Origin of the sequence: Candidatus Sulfotelmatobacter sp., assembly GCA_035498555.1 — a bacterium.
Taxonomy (GTDB): domain Bacteria; phylum Eisenbacteria; class RBG-16-71-46; order RBG-16-71-46; family RBG-16-71-46; genus DATKAB01.
Window position 1 is genome coordinate 18,204 of the sequence record DATKAB010000131.1, and the last position, 14,426, is coordinate 32,629.

Below are 14,426 nucleotides of genomic sequence, written 5' to 3' on the forward strand. Positions count from 1 at the left end.
CTTTCGGAGGCTCGATGCACTTCAAGCAGTTCTACGGGGGCGGCCTCGCCCACGCGTCGTGCCTGATCGGCGATGCCGGCGTGGCGGCGGCGCACGATGGCCTGGACGCGGCGCTGCAGGCGCATGCCGCGCGGGTGGGTGAAGCGGTTGCCGCGCGAGGCTGAGCCGGGACGCGTCCCCGCCGAGCGGCCGCCCAAACCGGCCGACGCTGACGCCCATCGGCGCCACGTCGCGCGCCAGTTCGGCGAGAACGCCAGGGCCTATGCGGTGAGCCGCACGCACGCGGAAGGCGGCACTCGCGACCTGCTGCTCGAGCGCCTGCAGCCCGTCGCCGACGAGACGCTGCTCGACGTCGCTTGTGGCGCCGGCGGCATGACCCTGGCCGCCGCGCCGTTCGTGAAGCACGCGATCGCGCTCGATCTCTCGCGCGAGATGCTGGCGGCGGTGGCGCTGGGCGCGCGTCGTGCGAAGCTCGAAAACGTGACGCGGGTGCAGGGCGACGCACAGGAGCTGCCGTTGCGCGATCGTTCAGTCGAGCTGGTGACCGCGCGCATGGCGCCGCACCACTTCGCCGACCCCGCAACCGCGGTGCGCGAGATGGCGCGCGTGCTGGCCCGGGGCGGGCGGCTCGGCGTCGCCGACGGCACCGTGCCCGACGAGCCCGCGCTCGATCAGTTCATCAACCGTGTCGACGTCCTTCATGACCCGACCACGGTGCGCAATTACTCGGCGCGCGAGTGGCGAGAATTCTTCGAGGGCGCGAGTCTGCGCGTGGATTCGGTGGAGGAGGAGGCGTTCGATCTGCCCGAGGGGCGGCTGCTCGGCGAGTGGGTGGCGCGTAGCTCGGGAGGAACGCCGGTGTTCGAAGAGATCCGGCGATTGCTGCTCAACGCCCCGAGCTCGATCCAGCGCGCGTTGCGCGTCCGCGCCGAGGGCGACGACGTCCGCTTCGATCTGCCCAAGATCGTGATCGTCGGAACGCGAGCGACCTAGCTGACCTCATGGCCGGCGGCCTCGAAGGCGCGACTGGCCTGCTCGACGCTTCCGGCCGGCACCAGCACGTAGTCGGTGTCGAAGGTCGAGACCACGAACACGGATATCCCCGCCGCGGCGAGCGGCGCGGTGATCCCAGCCACCACGCCGATTTCGGTGAGCGGGATCGGCCCGTGGACGCGGAACGCGCGCCAGCCGCGCTCCACGCGCGCGACATCTTCCGGCACGAGCGCCTCCTCGCACACCACCGAGAGCTCATCGCGCGTACGCGTCACCGAACTGAGGTTCGCACTCGGCGCCGAGGCCCAGGCCGGCAGCGGGGCGCGGGCCGAGAGCCGGCAGATGGCGAGCCGGCCCGGCAGCAGTTCGAGGGCATGCCTGGACGTCATGGGAAGATGAGATTGCCCTCGTCGTCGAGGATTTCGATCGCCTGACACGGGCACGTCTCGGCCGCCTCGATCAGTCGCTCCTCGGGCGCGGCCTCGGGGTCCAGCACCGTCACCTTCTGCTTGGAGTCGAGTGCGAAGACTTCGGGCGCGATCGCGACGCATTCGGCGTTGCCACAGCATTCCGTACGGCGGATGCGGATCTGCATGGAGAGAATTCCCAGCGGTTGTCGAGTCGACGGCCGAATGAGCACCCGGAAGCGGTCGCGGCGGCTCGATCCGCCAGTGGAACACGATCCGCTCCTGCCGTCGAGTCATCGGCACCTGAGCGCCGTTTCTGTGGCGCATTTCGCGGCGGGGTCGGACGGCAGGGCGGCTGGCGAGCCCCAAACGCGTTGCGCTAGATTTCTTGCGCTCACGCGAGATCCTCCCCCACAGCCGCCAGGAGTCCTCCCATGGACCCGGTCACCCAGTACCTCGAGCAGCATCGCGACAAGTTCCTCGACTCGCTCAAAGCCGTCCTGCGCATCCCGAGTGTCAGCGCCCAGCCCGCGCACGCCGCCGACATGAAGCGCTGCGCCGAGCACGTTGCGCAGGATCTGCGCGCCGCCGGCATGACCAGAGCCGAAGTCGTTCCCACCGCCGGGCACCCGCTGGTTTACGCGGAGTGGCTGGGTGCTCCCGGCGCTCCCACCGTGCTGCTCTACGGCCACTACGACGTTCAGCCTCCCGAACCGCTCGAGCTGTGGAAGACGCCGCCGTTCGAGCCCACCCTGCGTGACGAGAAGCTCTACGCGCGCGGCGCGGTCGACGACAAGGGCCAGGTCTACATGCATCTGGCGGCGATCGAGGCGCACCTCAAGGCCCACGGCAGGCTGCCGGTCAATTTGAAGGTGGTGATCGAAGGGGAAGAGGAGAACGGTGGCACCAGCCTGGACAAGTTCGTGCACGAGAAGCGCAAGATGCTCGACGCCGACGTGATCGTGGTGAGTGACACCGCGATGCTCGGGCCCGACCAGCCGGCGCTGACGTACGGCCTGCGCGGTATCCTCGCCGCACAGATCGAGGTGACCGGACCCGCCAAGGACCTCCACTCCGGCCACTTCGGCGGCGCCGTGACCAATCCGCTGAACGCGTTGTGCGGGATCGTCGCGGCGCTCAAGGACGCCGAGCATCGCGTCACGGTGCCCGGGTTCTACGATCGCGTGCGGGCGCTGTCACCGGCGGAGCGCGAGCTCATGGACAAGGTTCCATTCGACGAGAAGGGTTTCCTGGCCGAGGCCGGAGCGCCGGCGGTGGGTGAGAAGGGCTTTTCGACGCTCGAGCGCATCTCGGTGCGGCCGACGCTGGACCTGAACGGCATGTGGGGCGGCTACACCGGCGAAGGGAGCAAGACGGTGCTGCCGTCGTTCGCCGCCGCCAAGATCACCATGCGGCTGGTGCCGGATCAGAGCCCCACCGAGCTGTTCCCGCGCTTCAAGGGCTACGTCGAGAAGCTGGCGCCTGCGGGAGTGACGGTGAAGGTGATCGGCGGCCACGGCGCGATCCCGTTCCTCACCCCGCCCGATCATCCCATGCTCCAGTGCGCGCGCCGCGCCCTGGCCCGCGCATGGCCGAAGCCGCCGGTGATGATTCGTGAGGGCGGATCGATTCCGGTGATGGCGACCTTCCAGGAAACTCACGGTCTGCCCTGCATCCTGATGGGCTTTGGCCTGGACGACGATCAGGTGCATTCGCCCAACGAGAAGTTCTCGCTGTCCTCGTACTTTGGCGGCATGAAGAGCGCGGCCTACCTCTACGAGGAGATCGCGAAGGGCGCCTGATCATGCGGTCGCGAGCGCGGGCGGTCGGCTCCGGCGTTCGCCAGCGAGGGCGCGCAGCAGGCGCCTGCGCTCTGGCGCTGGCGGTTCTCGCGTCGACCTGGGGGCAGACGCCGGCTGCCGCCGGGCCGTCGGATCACAAGTACCTGAGCGTGCGCGGGACCGTCGCCGACTCCGACGGCAATCCGCTTTCGGGCGTCGCGGTGGAGGCGAGCGGGACGCGCGAGGCGCGCGCGGTCACCGGGACCGACGGACGCTACCAGTTGTCGCTGGACCTGGGGACGCTCGCCACGTTGCGCGATCGCCCGGCCGCGATCTGGATTCGGGCGCGGCTCGAGGGCTGGCGGGTGCACGTGGCGGGCGGGGCCCCATCGCTCGCGATCGAGCTGTCGGTGAGCACTAGCGGTTCCCAGCCGCAGATGGTGGCGCGCTCCAATTTCGGATTGATCGCCGACGCCATGCTCGATGCACTCGCCCCGGCCGGGGATCGCACCGCCTCGATTCAGGCGGTGTTCGTGGCCCAGCGCGGCGCAGCGGCCGACTCGACCGCGCCGCTGGCCGCCGAGCGCCGACTCGCCGTGCTCATCGAGCCGTGGCTGATGAAAGCGCCGGTGACGGCTGCGGAACCCGCCGCGCCCGGGCTGGCTGCACCCGTGAGGAAGTCCGCCGCGCCTTCGCCGTCCACCGCGGCGCGGGATTCAGCCAGGCGCGCGCGCGATGCCGAGGAGCACCTGAAGAACGCGGCGGCCATCGCGGCGCGCGAGTCGGTGTGGATGGCGCAGCGCGCGGTCGCGCTCGCTCAGCGCATGCTGCAGGATTCGCTGCGCGCGGTGCGCGATGCCGCGGAAGACTCGGCGCGGCGGGGGCACGCGGCGCCGGCCGCGGCGGCCGCCGGCGCGAGCGCGAAGCCCGCGGCGCCGGTCAAGGCCGCACCGTCGTCGCAGAGCGCGAAGCCTTCGAAGACCTCCGCTTCACCGGTCGCGGCGGCCGCCTCGCCGGCTGCGAAGTCCGGCGCCGCCGATCATGACAAGCAAAGGAGCTCCGACCCCGCCAATGTGTTGCCGGTCCGGCCGCGCACCTCGTGGAGCGACTTCAGCGGTCTCACCCGCGTGCAGCCGGGTGGCGGCCGGCTCGACACGGTGGCGATCGATGTCGCCGGCATTCCGGTGACACCCGGCGGCGCCGAGTGCTCCTGTCGCGTCAAGGGCACCGTCGAGCTGGAGTTCCACCATCTGCTTTCGAGCCCGATGCGCGTCGAGGTGGCGATCATGGACGTGCCGGCGATGCGCGACACCGTTCAGCTGTTCATGGGCTCGCCGCGCGCATTCGACTTCCCGAATGTACCGTGTGGGCACCTCAGCATTCGGATCTCTGCGTTCTCGCAGCGGGAGTTCGAGGTCATCACGCCCGATCAAGTGGCGCCGTTCGAGTGTCGCGACGGCGGCCTGCGCCAGGTGCGCATCGTGATCGCGCCGAGGTAAGCTGCCCGGCTCATGGTCATCGATCAGCTCGCCGCCGCCATCTATCGCGCTTCGCCGGGCACTGCACCCGGCCTCGTGCTCAAGCGGCTGGGCATCGCCACGTCGCGGCGGCGCGAGGAGTTCTACACGCTCGAGCGCCTGACGCGCGAACTGAGAGCGCCGCGCGGCGCGGTCCTCGAATGCGGCGTCTATCGCGGCGCCACTCTGCTCGGAATGACGCACATCCTGAATTGCCGGGGCATCAAGCCGCGCGTGTTCGGCCTGGACTCTTTCGAGGGCTTTCCCGAACCGACGCCGCAGGATGCTCAGGAGAGCGGCGCGATGCATCCCGACGTCCATGCGGGGGCGCTCGCCGACACCTCGTATCAGGCGCTCCTCGATCGGATCCGCCTGCTCCACTGGCAGGACCGGATCACCGTGATCAAGGGTTTCTTTGAGCGGACCCTGCCGGCGCTGGATCAGCAGCGATTCGACCTGGTTCACCTGGACTGCGATCTTTACTCGTCCTATCGAACTTGCCTCGAGTTCGTCTACCCGCGGATGCTGCCGAACTCCGTGATCGTGTTGGACGACTATAAGTTGCCCGCCAACGTCTACCCGGGCGCCGACCGTGCCGTGGACGAGTTCTTCGCCGACAAGCCCGAGAAACCCCAGCGCTTCGACCACCCCAAGGGGCTTCGGTCCTTCGTCAGGATTGCGGGGAACTAACATCCCCCAGATGTCACACTTTTCGGGTATCCGGCGCCGCCGGGTTCGTGAATAATTCCCTGAGGGTCCCGAGGTTCAATCGACCAACCTGCCCAGGGAGACCGTCCCCATGTCCTCCATCTTTGGCCCGCGCTCCGCCACACCTTCCCTCCCCCGGCAGCTCACCCGAACCCTGATCGGCGCGGCCGCACTCGCGGCTCTCGCCAGCCTCGCCCCGATCGCGCGCGCCGACGCGATCAACGGCCACTGGAACGAGATCGCGCAGCCTGCCGGGGCCCCCATCAGCAACATGTATCCGCGCGCGGCCGGCTCGATCGTCTACGACAGTTTTCGCGACCGGTTGATCCAGTTCGGCGGCGATCAGGGCCCGTCGAATCAAGTGTTCGTCTTGAATCTCTCGCCGGGTTCGAACTGGACGCGGATGTTTCCCCTCGGTACCCCGCCCTTCCCTCGCTACGGACAAATGGCGATCTATGACCCGGTCAACGATCGCATGATCGTGTTCGGCGGATATGCGCCCGATAGCTACGAAGGTCAGGTCAACGATGTCTGGCAGCTCTCGCTCTCGGGAGCTCCGACGTGGTCGCAGATCTTCCCCGCTGGAACGCCACCCAGTCCGCGTCAGGACGGCGCGGCGATTTACGATCCGGTCGGCCAGCGGCTGGTGGTCTTCGGCGGCGCCTCCTCTGTCTATGGTTTTCAGAACGACGTCTGGCAGCTCAACCTCACCTACTTTTCGACGTGGACGCAGCTCACTCCCTCGGGACTTCCGCCCTCGGCGCGCGACCTCTCGCAATACGCCTACGATCCGGATCACGGCAGCCTGGTGTTGTTCGGCGGGTGGGATGGCGCCAGTTTCCTCGGTGACGCGTGGGAATTGACGCTGGCGGGCGCGGGCAGCTGGGCGCCCGTCTCAGCCGGCGGCGCGCCTTCGCCGCGTCGCGAGGGCGTCTCGTGTTACGACCCCTCGAGCCAGAGCCTGGTGTTCTTCGGCGGACTGAACTCCGGTGGCTTCCTGGATGAAACCTGGCAGCTCTTGCTGTCTGGATCCCCGGCCTGGACTCATCTAACGCCTGGCGGCGTCCTGCCCTCCGCGCGCTCCGATGGTCGCGGATGCTACGACCCGGTGCGCAAGCGGCTGATCCTCTTCGGCGGCTATGACGGCGGCTACGACCGCGATACGCGCGCTCTTTCCCTCACGGGTTCACTCGAGTGGAAGAACCTGTTCGCGGAAGACGCCGGGCAGATCATGTTCCGCCGCGACAATGTCACCGTGATTCGCCCCGATACGCGCGACATGTTCACGTTTGGCGGGCTGAGTCCGAGCGGCAATGACAACAACGAGACCTGGAAGCTCTCGCTCGCTACGCCGAATCAGGTGTGGACGCAGGAGTCGCCCGGGGGCCTGATTCCGACGCCGAGACATGGCCATCGCGCGGTGTGGGATCCGGTGCGCCAGCGCATGATCATGGTCGGCGGGTACGACTTCAACTACGAGAACGACGTCTGGGCGTACTCGCCGAGTCCATCGCCGACCTGGACGCAGCTCAGCATCGCCGGAACGCCGCCGCAGGGCCGCATGCTGTTTGGGCTTGCATATGATCCGGTGCGCGATCAGCTGATCTTGGTTGGCGGGCACTCAGGCTTCCCACCCAACTCGACGCACCCGTACTGGAACGACGTCTGGTCCATTCCGCTGAGCGGACCGAACGCCAACACCTGGGTGCCGCTCTCGCCGAGCGGAACGCCGCCCGCTCCGCGCTGGATCTACGGCATGCAGTACGACGCGCCGCGCGACCGCATGGTGTTCTTTGGTGGGGTCACCGACGCTGGACGCCCCAATGATGCCTGGGCTCTCAATCTTGGCGGCTCGACCAGCTGGACGCAGATCCTCCCCCTCGGCGGTCCGCCGCCGGGTCGCAGCGATCACGGGATGGTGTACGACCCGTACGTCGATCGTATGGTGGTATTCGGCGGATACGATGGCGTGTTCGACAACGACGTCTGGGCGCTCAATTTTTCCGGCACTCCGAGCTGGATGCAGCTCCATCCCGATGGCGGTCCGCCGATCGGCCGCGACATTTTCATGGCGGCGTTCGATCTGGCTGGCGATCAGATGGTGTTCATGGGTGGGTTCGACGGCGACAATCTGATGCGTGACACGTGGGCGCTGACCTGGCTGCCGCCGATCGTCGCGGCGCAGGCCTCTCTCGTCTCCTCGAGCGCCACCCCGGAAGGCGTGCGCATCGAGTGGATGGTGCCGAACGCCTCGACCATGCAATTCCGCGCCGAGCGCGGCTCGAACGGCGGCTGGTCGCCGGTCGCCGATCCGATGCTGAGCGGAACCGACCGCGTGGTGCTCGACGATCCTGATGTGCCGGTGGGCGCGCACCTCACCTACCGGCTGTGGCTGCGCTCGTCCTCGGGCGAAAACCTCGCGAGCGAAGTGACGGTCGACGTGCCGCAGGGTTACCGTTTCGCGCTCGAGGGCGCGCATCCCAATCCTGCTGCCGGGGACCGGCTCATGATCGCCTACTCGCTGCCGCGCGCCGAGTCGGCCCGTCTCGACGTGCTCGATCTCGCCGGGCGGCGCGTGGCGTCGCAGGACCTGAGCGGTGCGGGAGCGGGACGACACGTGATCGCCGTCGCTCCGCTGCACGCGCTCGATCCCGGTGTTTACCTGGTGAAGCTCTCGGCGGGCGAAGGAACTCGCACCGCCAAGGTGTCGGTCATGAAGTAGCGCAGGAAGGGCCCCCCCGACGAGTCGCGTCGCGCGAGGTTGCAACGGCGGCCGCCGGGCGGCAGGTGATCGCGATCACGCCGCAGCGGGCGCTGAATCCGGGCGTCTACATGGTGAGACTTTCGGCGAGCGAGGGAACCCGCACCGCGAAAATGTCCGTGATGCGTTGAGCGGCTAGTTGGTCCGGTAGTTCCCGAACTTGAGCTCGACGCCGAAATCGTTCTGCTTGAGCAGAGTCATGACACCCTGCAGCTCGTCCTTGCTGGGCGATGAGACGCGCACGGTGTCGCCCTGAATCGACGCCTGCACCTTGCGCAGCTTGGCGTCCTTGATCACGCGCACCACGTCGCGCGCCATGTCGGCGGTCAGCCCGTCCTGAATGGCGATTTCCTGGCGCGCGCTGCCCATCGAGGCGGGCTGAACCTCGCCGGGCTTGAGATTCTTGAGCGGCACGCCCCGCCGCACCATCTTGCTCTGGAGCACGTCCCAGATCGCCTTGAGCTTGAACTCGTCGGGCGCCGCCAGCGTGATCTTCTTCTCCTTCTGATTGAGGGTGATCTCGGTCTTCAGGCCCTTGAAATCGTAGCGCTGCGTGATCTCCTTGGTGGTCTGGTCCACGGCGTTGTGGGCTTCCATGAAGTCCACGCCGGTGGTGACGTCGAATGAGCTGGTGCTGGCCAAGCGGAATTCTCCAGGTCGAGGTGGGTTCGCGACTCGGTCCCCACTATAGCCGCGTGCCGCGCTGACCGGCGAGCGGGAGTTGGCCAAAGTGAGGCCTGCCGCTATCTTGGCGGCATGATGCCGCGCCGCCGCGCCATCCTGCCGCTGCTCGCGATCCTGCTCGTTCCCTCCACCAGTTCCGGCGCCTGGACGCATCCCGAGTTCTTCGCGCGACTCGCGGCCGACTCCACGCGCTCGATCGACCTCATCGGCAAGGCGCTTGGCGACTCGGCGCTCGGGGTGATGGACACGACTGTGGCCGAGGTGCGCCGTCAGGGCGATCGCACCGAGCTCACCGCCGCGCTTCGGGTGCACGCCACGATCGCCTCCTACGTGCCGCGTCCGACGGCCGGGCTCGGCTCCGTCGCGGAGGCCGAATCGCTGGCGCTGGTTTCGGGCGACAGTCTCGAGGTGCTGCGGTGTGCGCGCGCCCGGGCGTCGCTGCTCGCGGCGAGCGGGCAGCTCGAGCCGGCCTACGCCGAGGCGCAACGCAGCCTGGCGATGGCGCGTCGGCTGGGCTACGACGACGAAATTGCGTGGAGCGCGTTCACCGTCACCAGCTTCATGTTCCGCGAGGCGAAGTTCCAGGATGCGATCCCTTACTACCGCGAGGCCGTAGATCACGCGACGCGTGCCGCGGCGCCCCTGATCCTGCTGCGCTCGCTGCGCTGGGAGCTGCTCTCGGTGGGCCGGCTCGGCGACATGGCCACCGCCAGGGATCTCTCGACCCGCTTGCGCGCCGAGATCGCCAGGTACCCCGACAACTACGAAACGCCCTACGCCAGGATCGCGGTCGCGTTCTACGAATCCCAGGCCGGCGACCCGGGCGAGGCGTTGAAGCTGATCCGCGAGGCCGCCGACACCTTCCGCGCCCGTGGGGCCGAGCTCTATCTCGCGTTCACGCTGCGCGAGCTGGGCGGCAGCGAGCTCGATCTCGATCAGCTCCAGGCGGCCGAGCAGCATCTGACCGAAGCGCGGGCTCTCGACGAGAAGCTCGGACTACGCGTGCCGCTCGCGCTCCTGCACGTCACCCTGGCCAATCTCTACCAGGCGCAGAACCGCTTCGTGGACGCCGAGCGCGAGGCCCGCGCCGGGCTCGCCGCCGGAGACACCATCGAGGTGCTGGGCCAGGCCCGCTCGCTGGTGTGGCTCTCGTACGCGCTGTGCGGCCAGGGTCGTGCCGGAGAAGCGGTGCGCGAAGTCGAGGCGCGCCGGCCGGCGCTGCTCCCGCGCGCCACCGGCGAGGCGCTGATCGCGCTCGACGTCGCCTACGGGCTCGCGCTGCTGCAGGCTGACCGGCCGAGCGAGGCGCTGCCCTATCTCAAGAACATGGTGGCGGTCGGTGAAGCCATGAAGACCGCACGCTACGGACCCTATCTGTGGGCGTTCATCGCCCGCGCCTACCGCCAGCTCGGCGACTGGAGCCACGCGGACTCGTCGCTGGCCATGGCCACGCAGGCTCTGCAGGCGCGGCGGGCGCAGACCCGCGCCGCCGAAGCTCGCGAGAGCTGGAACTCGATCGACGAGCTGTTCGGCGAGATGGTGCTGCACGAGCTGGAGCGTCCGAACGCCAGCGCTCAGGCGCGCACCATCGCCGCGTTCGATTCGCTCCAGCGTTTCAGGACCCGCACCCTGATCGAGCGCCTGACCGGCACAGTCGCGGACCCCGCACACTCGCCGCCGCCGGTCACGGTCACGCGGCTTCAGACCACCGTGCTCAGACCCGGCGAGCTGTTGCTGGAGTCGCTCGCGACCGACGACTCGTCGTGGGTGTTCGCGGTGACGCGCGACACCTGCGCGGTGGTGGGCCTGCCTCGGCTGCCGGTCCTGACCGAACGCATTCAGGTGCTGCGCGATCTGGTCGCCGCCCCACCGGCGGATTCCTCCACGCGATTGTCGCGCGAGACGCTGGCCAGCTTCGGCGAGGGTCTGTTCGGCCCGCTCGTGCCGCTGATGCAGCAGTCGCAGACCGTGCTGTTCGCTCCCGATGGACCGCTTCACCTGGTGCCGCTCGCGGCGTTGCCGCTCGGAGCGGGCGGCGCCGCGCTGCTCGAAGATCACCGCGTGATCCACGTGCCCTCGGCCACCATGCTGGCGCTACTGCGCGAGCGCGCTCCGCCCACCGCGCCCGACGCGCGGCTGCTGGCCTTCATCGGCGGTGGGACCGAGGGCCCGCAGGGCCTGGCCGGCGCCCGCGCCGAGGTCGAGCAATTGCGCAACTCGTATCGCGACGTCGAAGTGCGCGCGGCCTCCACGATCCGCGCCTGGGACGACGCCCCCCACTTCGATCGATACGCGGCGATTCATTTCGCCGGCCACACCGCCGTGGACGACGATCGGCCGTGGCGCTCGGGCATTCAGCTGCGCGGCGGCGCCGACTCGAGCGCGATGTGGCGCGCCGAATCGATCGCAGCGGTGCCGCTGCGCGCCACCCTCGTGGTGCTTTCGAGCTGTCAGAGCGAGGGCAATCGCGCGCTGTCCGGCGAGGGGGTCGCCGGGCTTTCGACCGCGTTCCTGGCCGCGGGCGTGCCGACGGTGGTGGCGACGCTGTGGCCGGTCGAGGATCGCGCCACCGCGAAATTCATGCAGTCGTTCTATGCCGCGCTCGCCGATGGCCAGACCGCCGAGGACGCGCTACGCGCCGCGCAGAAGATCATGCGCTCCGATCCGGCGACCGCGCACCCGTTCTACTGGGCAGGATTCGTGGTGGTGGGAGCAGACGGCGCGAAACTGCACCTCGAGCGGCTGCCGGCCGGCGCGCGTCCGGAAACAGCGGGCGGCCTGCCGCTCATACTGCTCGCACTGGCCGGCGCGCTCATCGCGGTCGGCGTGATCGTGTTTTTCGTGCTGCGCCGCCGCGCCGCGAGCGCCTGAGCTTCGCCAGCAGCTCGGTGCGATCGAGCGCCCGGATCCCGGTGCGCGAGCGCAGCACTTCGGTCTCGAGCGCCCGGAGGCCCCGGCGCTGAGTCTCCCAGTGAAACAGGGGGCCGGCCGCGCGCGGCGCGAGCCAGCGAAAGTCGTCGTGCTCGCGGGACAGCCGCACCGCTTCTCCGGCGCCGACCTCGCACGCGAACAGCGGTAGAGCGGCCAGTCGCTCGTTCGCCGACTCGAACCAGACCGACAGCGTTTCCAGCCCCCACCACCGCCGGGGTTCGAGCCCGGTCTCCTCGCGGACCTCGCGGGCGGCGGCGACCAGCGCCGGCTCGTTGCGGCGGATGCGCCCGGTGATGGGCTGCCATGCGCCGGGCAGCGGGGTGCCGGGCGCGCGGTGAAGGCAGAGGATCTCGACCCGCCGCCTCCGGCGGCGGAACACGTAGACCTCGACGTGAGTGACCTGCAGGCGGATCACGGTCGAAGCATAGGAGGGCTGGCCCGGGGCAGGCCAGTGACCGCTCGCTCTAATGTGGGCGCGAGGGCCCGGGACCGGCCGTCAAATCTCGGGGCAAGGAGCCTGATCGGGTTGACCCTCCTGCGGCCTTTCCTTAGATTCCTCCGGCTTTCGCGACACTCCCTGACCGGAATGAGCACGACCCACCGGGGTGCGCACTTTGAACGACCCTGGGCGGAAGAGCGGGCCGTACAGCACTCTGCGAAGCGCCGGGATGCTGCTGGCGATTCCCACGCTGCTGATCGTCGCTCCATTGGTGGGCTTCTTCCTCGGGGCCGCGCTGGACCGCCGGTTCAAGACTTCCCCGTGGCTGGGAATCATCGGTCTCGCGCTGGGGTTCGTGGCCGCGGCGCGAGAGACGAGCCAGATCTACAAGCGCTACCAAGACGAGGAGGAGCGAGCGAAGCGCGGATAACTGCGCCTGCGCCGGTATGGGTCTCGAGTTCCTGGTTCGCGTTCGGCGCACCGCGCTGATCTCCGGTGGACTGCTGTCGCTGATGATCGCGACCTACGGCCGCCTGCCGCTTGGCATCGCGTTCGCCGCCGGGGTCGCGTGGTCGCTGATCAACCTCTTTCTTCTCGAGCGGCTCGTCGTCACGCTGACCGGCGCGGACCGGCGCGAGACGTCGTCCTGGCTGCGCGCGGGAACGAGCCTCGCCGGCCTGCTGCTCCTGTTCGCGGCCGGCGCCTGGACGCTGTCGCACCTCTCGATTCGCGCGCAGCTGCTCGGCTTCCTGCTCCCGCCTGGCGTGATCGTGCTCAAGGCCCTGTCCACCGTCACCCTCCAATCAGGGGCATGGCGAGCGATCACGGCGTCGCGGTGGAGGGCGGCGGCGATCGTCGCGGTGCTGCTGGTCGCGGCCTGGTGGATCGTGCCGGCGGTGCTGCACGGCGCGCGCGCCGAAGACGCGCCCGACGTCTCGACGCAGCAGGCCGAGACTTCGCACCAGGCCGCCGCGCACGGCGAACAGGAGTCGGGGCCCCAGAAGTTCCCGAGCGTGATCACGGTGCTGGCCCGCGCGTACCCCGAGGCCGGCTGGGCGCGCTTCCTCGACCGCAACGAGGCGATCGCGTTCGCGCTGCTGGTCGCATTCATCCTGTGCCTGGTTTGCTTCGTCGCCACGCGCAATCCGCAGATGATTCCGACGCCACTTCAGAACGCGCTCGAGCTGGTGGTGGAGGGGCTCCACAACTTCATCGCCGGCATCATCGGTGAGAAGTACGCGCCGCGCTTCGTGCCCTTCCTCGGCACGCTCGGCCTCTACATCTGGCTCATGAACCTGTTCGGGCTGCTGCCATTCATGGACTCGCCGACCTCGAGCCTCAACGTCACCTTCGCGCTCGGTTTGATCGTGTTCGTGTACGCCCAGTGGATCGGGCTCCGCGAGCTGGGCCCGCTCGGCTACGTCGATCACATGCTGGGCTCGCCGCGCGATCTGACCGGCTGGCTGCTGGCGCCGCTCATGCTGCCGATCCACGTGCTCGGCGAGCTGGCCAAGCCGATCTCGCTCTCGTGCCGATTGTTCGGCAACATCTTCGGCGAGGACATGCTGCTGGTGGCGTTCGTGAGTCTGGGAATCACCTGCCTGGCCAGCCTGCACCTGCCGTTCGGCCTTCCGCTTCAACTGCCGTTCCTGCTGCTCGCGCTGCTCACCAGCACGCTGCAGGCGGCGGTATTCATGGTGTTGAGCACGATTTACTTCCTGCTCATGCTTCCGCACGAAGATCACGATCACGAAGAAGCTCATTCTCACTCGGCGACACCCGCTCAGGCGCACTAACCGGAGGAATCGGCAATGGATCTCCACGCGGCATTGTCTCTCGGTCTTCCCCTCGGCATCGGCATCGCGGCGATCGGCTCGGGCATCGGACTCGGTCTGATCGGCCAGGGCGCGATGCAGGCGATCGGCCGTCAGCCGGAAGCTACGGCCAAGATTCAGCTGGCCATGATCATCATCGCGGCGCTCGCCGAGGCGCTGACGATCTACGCGTTCGTCACCATGTTCCTCCTGTCAGGCAAGATTTGACGATCGCAGACGGCCGCTTGTCACCCGAGATTGCGCCGGAGTACGCGGGGCAACTCGTCGGAAGGGGTCAATGGGAAATCTGATCGACATCCGGCAGGTCGTCACCCAGATCCTCGGGTTTCTGATCCTGCTGTGGGGGATGCGGAAGTTCGCCTGGGGTCCG

The 14,426-nt window shown here is 68.6% G+C and carries 14 protein-coding genes; 10 read left to right on the plus strand and 4 right to left on the minus strand.

The window, feature by feature from the left end:
* The first annotated feature begins 14 nt into the window (after positions 1 to 14).
* Both VMJ70_11345 and VMJ70_11350 read left to right on the plus strand, forming a co-directional pair.
* The gene (locus VMJ70_11345) at positions 15 to 164 is read left to right on the plus strand and encodes a hypothetical protein (GenBank protein ID HTO91714.1); all 150 of its coding nucleotides are present in this window, start codon (positions 15 to 17) and stop codon (positions 162 to 164) included.
* A complete protein-coding gene (locus VMJ70_11350; GenBank protein HTO91715.1) occupies positions 139 to 993 on the plus strand; it encodes a methyltransferase domain-containing protein in 855 nt (284 codons plus the stop codon). The genes VMJ70_11345 and VMJ70_11350 overlap by 26 nt, the downstream gene beginning before the upstream one ends.
* Here VMJ70_11350 and VMJ70_11355 read toward each other — a convergent pair.
* Together VMJ70_11355 and VMJ70_11360 are read right to left on the minus strand one after the other, a co-directional pair.
* Complete coding sequence (locus tag VMJ70_11355; protein HTO91716.1) at positions 990 to 1,382, minus strand: ACT domain-containing protein; 393 nt, start codon at positions 1,380 to 1,382, stop codon at positions 990 to 992. The genes VMJ70_11350 and VMJ70_11355 overlap by 4 nt on opposite strands.
* Positions 1,379 to 1,588: a ferredoxin gene (locus tag VMJ70_11360; GenBank protein HTO91717.1), complete on the minus strand. Its 210-nt coding sequence runs from the start codon at positions 1,586 to 1,588 to the stop codon at positions 1,379 to 1,381. The genes VMJ70_11355 and VMJ70_11360 overlap by 4 nt, the downstream gene beginning before the upstream one ends.
* A 246-nt stretch (positions 1,589 to 1,834) precedes the next feature.
* On the opposite strand from VMJ70_11360, the gene VMJ70_11365 reads away from it, so the two are divergent.
* The 4 genes from VMJ70_11365 to VMJ70_11380 all read left to right on the plus strand — a co-directional run bounded on the left by VMJ70_11365 (position 1,835) and on the right by VMJ70_11380 (position 8,128).
* Positions 1,835 to 3,202 carry a dipeptidase gene (locus tag VMJ70_11365; protein HTO91718.1) on the plus strand — a complete coding sequence of 456 codons (1,368 nt, stop codon included), beginning with the start codon at positions 1,835 to 1,837 and terminating at the stop codon, positions 3,200 to 3,202.
* A 2-nt stretch (positions 3,203 to 3,204) separates the two neighbouring features.
* The gene (locus tag VMJ70_11370; GenBank protein HTO91719.1) at positions 3,205 to 4,680 is read left to right on the plus strand and encodes a carboxypeptidase-like regulatory domain-containing protein; all 1,476 of its coding nucleotides are present in this window, start codon (positions 3,205 to 3,207) and stop codon (positions 4,678 to 4,680) included.
* Between the two features lie 12 nt (positions 4,681 to 4,692).
* Entirely contained in the window at positions 4,693 to 5,388 is a 696-nt protein-coding gene (locus tag VMJ70_11375; protein ID HTO91720.1) for a TylF/MycF/NovP-related O-methyltransferase, read from the plus strand.
* A gap of 109 nt (positions 5,389 to 5,497) precedes the next feature.
* The gene (locus VMJ70_11380) at positions 5,498 to 8,128 is read left to right on the plus strand and encodes a T9SS type A sorting domain-containing protein (GenBank protein ID HTO91721.1); all 2,631 of its coding nucleotides are present in this window, start codon (positions 5,498 to 5,500) and stop codon (positions 8,126 to 8,128) included.
* 174 nt (positions 8,129 to 8,302) lie between these two features.
* Here VMJ70_11380 and VMJ70_11385 read toward each other — a convergent pair whose 3' ends face one another.
* Positions 8,303 to 8,809: a YajQ family cyclic di-GMP-binding protein gene (locus VMJ70_11385; GenBank protein HTO91722.1), complete on the minus strand. Its 507-nt coding sequence runs from the start codon at positions 8,807 to 8,809 to the stop codon at positions 8,303 to 8,305.
* A gap of 114 nt (positions 8,810 to 8,923) precedes the next feature.
* On the opposite strand from VMJ70_11385, the gene VMJ70_11390 reads away from it, so the two are divergent.
* Entirely contained in the window at positions 8,924 to 11,722 is a 2,799-nt protein-coding gene (locus VMJ70_11390; protein HTO91723.1) for a CHAT domain-containing protein, read from the plus strand.
* On the opposite strand, the gene VMJ70_11395 is transcribed toward VMJ70_11390, so the two are convergent.
* Positions 11,664 to 12,197, minus strand: a complete 534-nt coding sequence (locus tag VMJ70_11395; protein HTO91724.1) for an NUDIX domain-containing protein — start codon at positions 12,195 to 12,197, stop codon at positions 11,664 to 11,666. The two genes, VMJ70_11390 and VMJ70_11395, sit on opposite strands and share 59 nt — an antisense overlap.
* Positions 12,198 to 12,450: 253 nt before the next feature.
* Here VMJ70_11395 and VMJ70_11400 point away from each other — a divergent pair, with 253 nt between their 5' ends.
* From VMJ70_11400 to VMJ70_11410, 3 genes are read left to right on the plus strand one after another with little or no spacing between them, the layout of a single operon-like run.
* Entirely contained in the window at positions 12,451 to 12,651 is a 201-nt protein-coding gene (locus VMJ70_11400) for an AtpZ/AtpI family protein (GenBank protein HTO91725.1), read from the plus strand.
* Positions 12,652 to 12,667: 16 nt separating this feature from the next.
* Complete coding sequence (atpB, locus tag VMJ70_11405; protein HTO91726.1) at positions 12,668 to 14,017, plus strand: F0F1 ATP synthase subunit A; 1,350 nt, start codon at positions 12,668 to 12,670, stop codon at positions 14,015 to 14,017.
* A gap of 15 nt (positions 14,018 to 14,032) precedes the next feature.
* Positions 14,033 to 14,263: an ATP synthase F0 subunit C gene (locus tag VMJ70_11410; GenBank protein HTO91727.1), complete on the plus strand. Its 231-nt coding sequence runs from the start codon at positions 14,033 to 14,035 to the stop codon at positions 14,261 to 14,263.
* Positions 14,264 to 14,426: the final 163 nt, after the last annotated feature.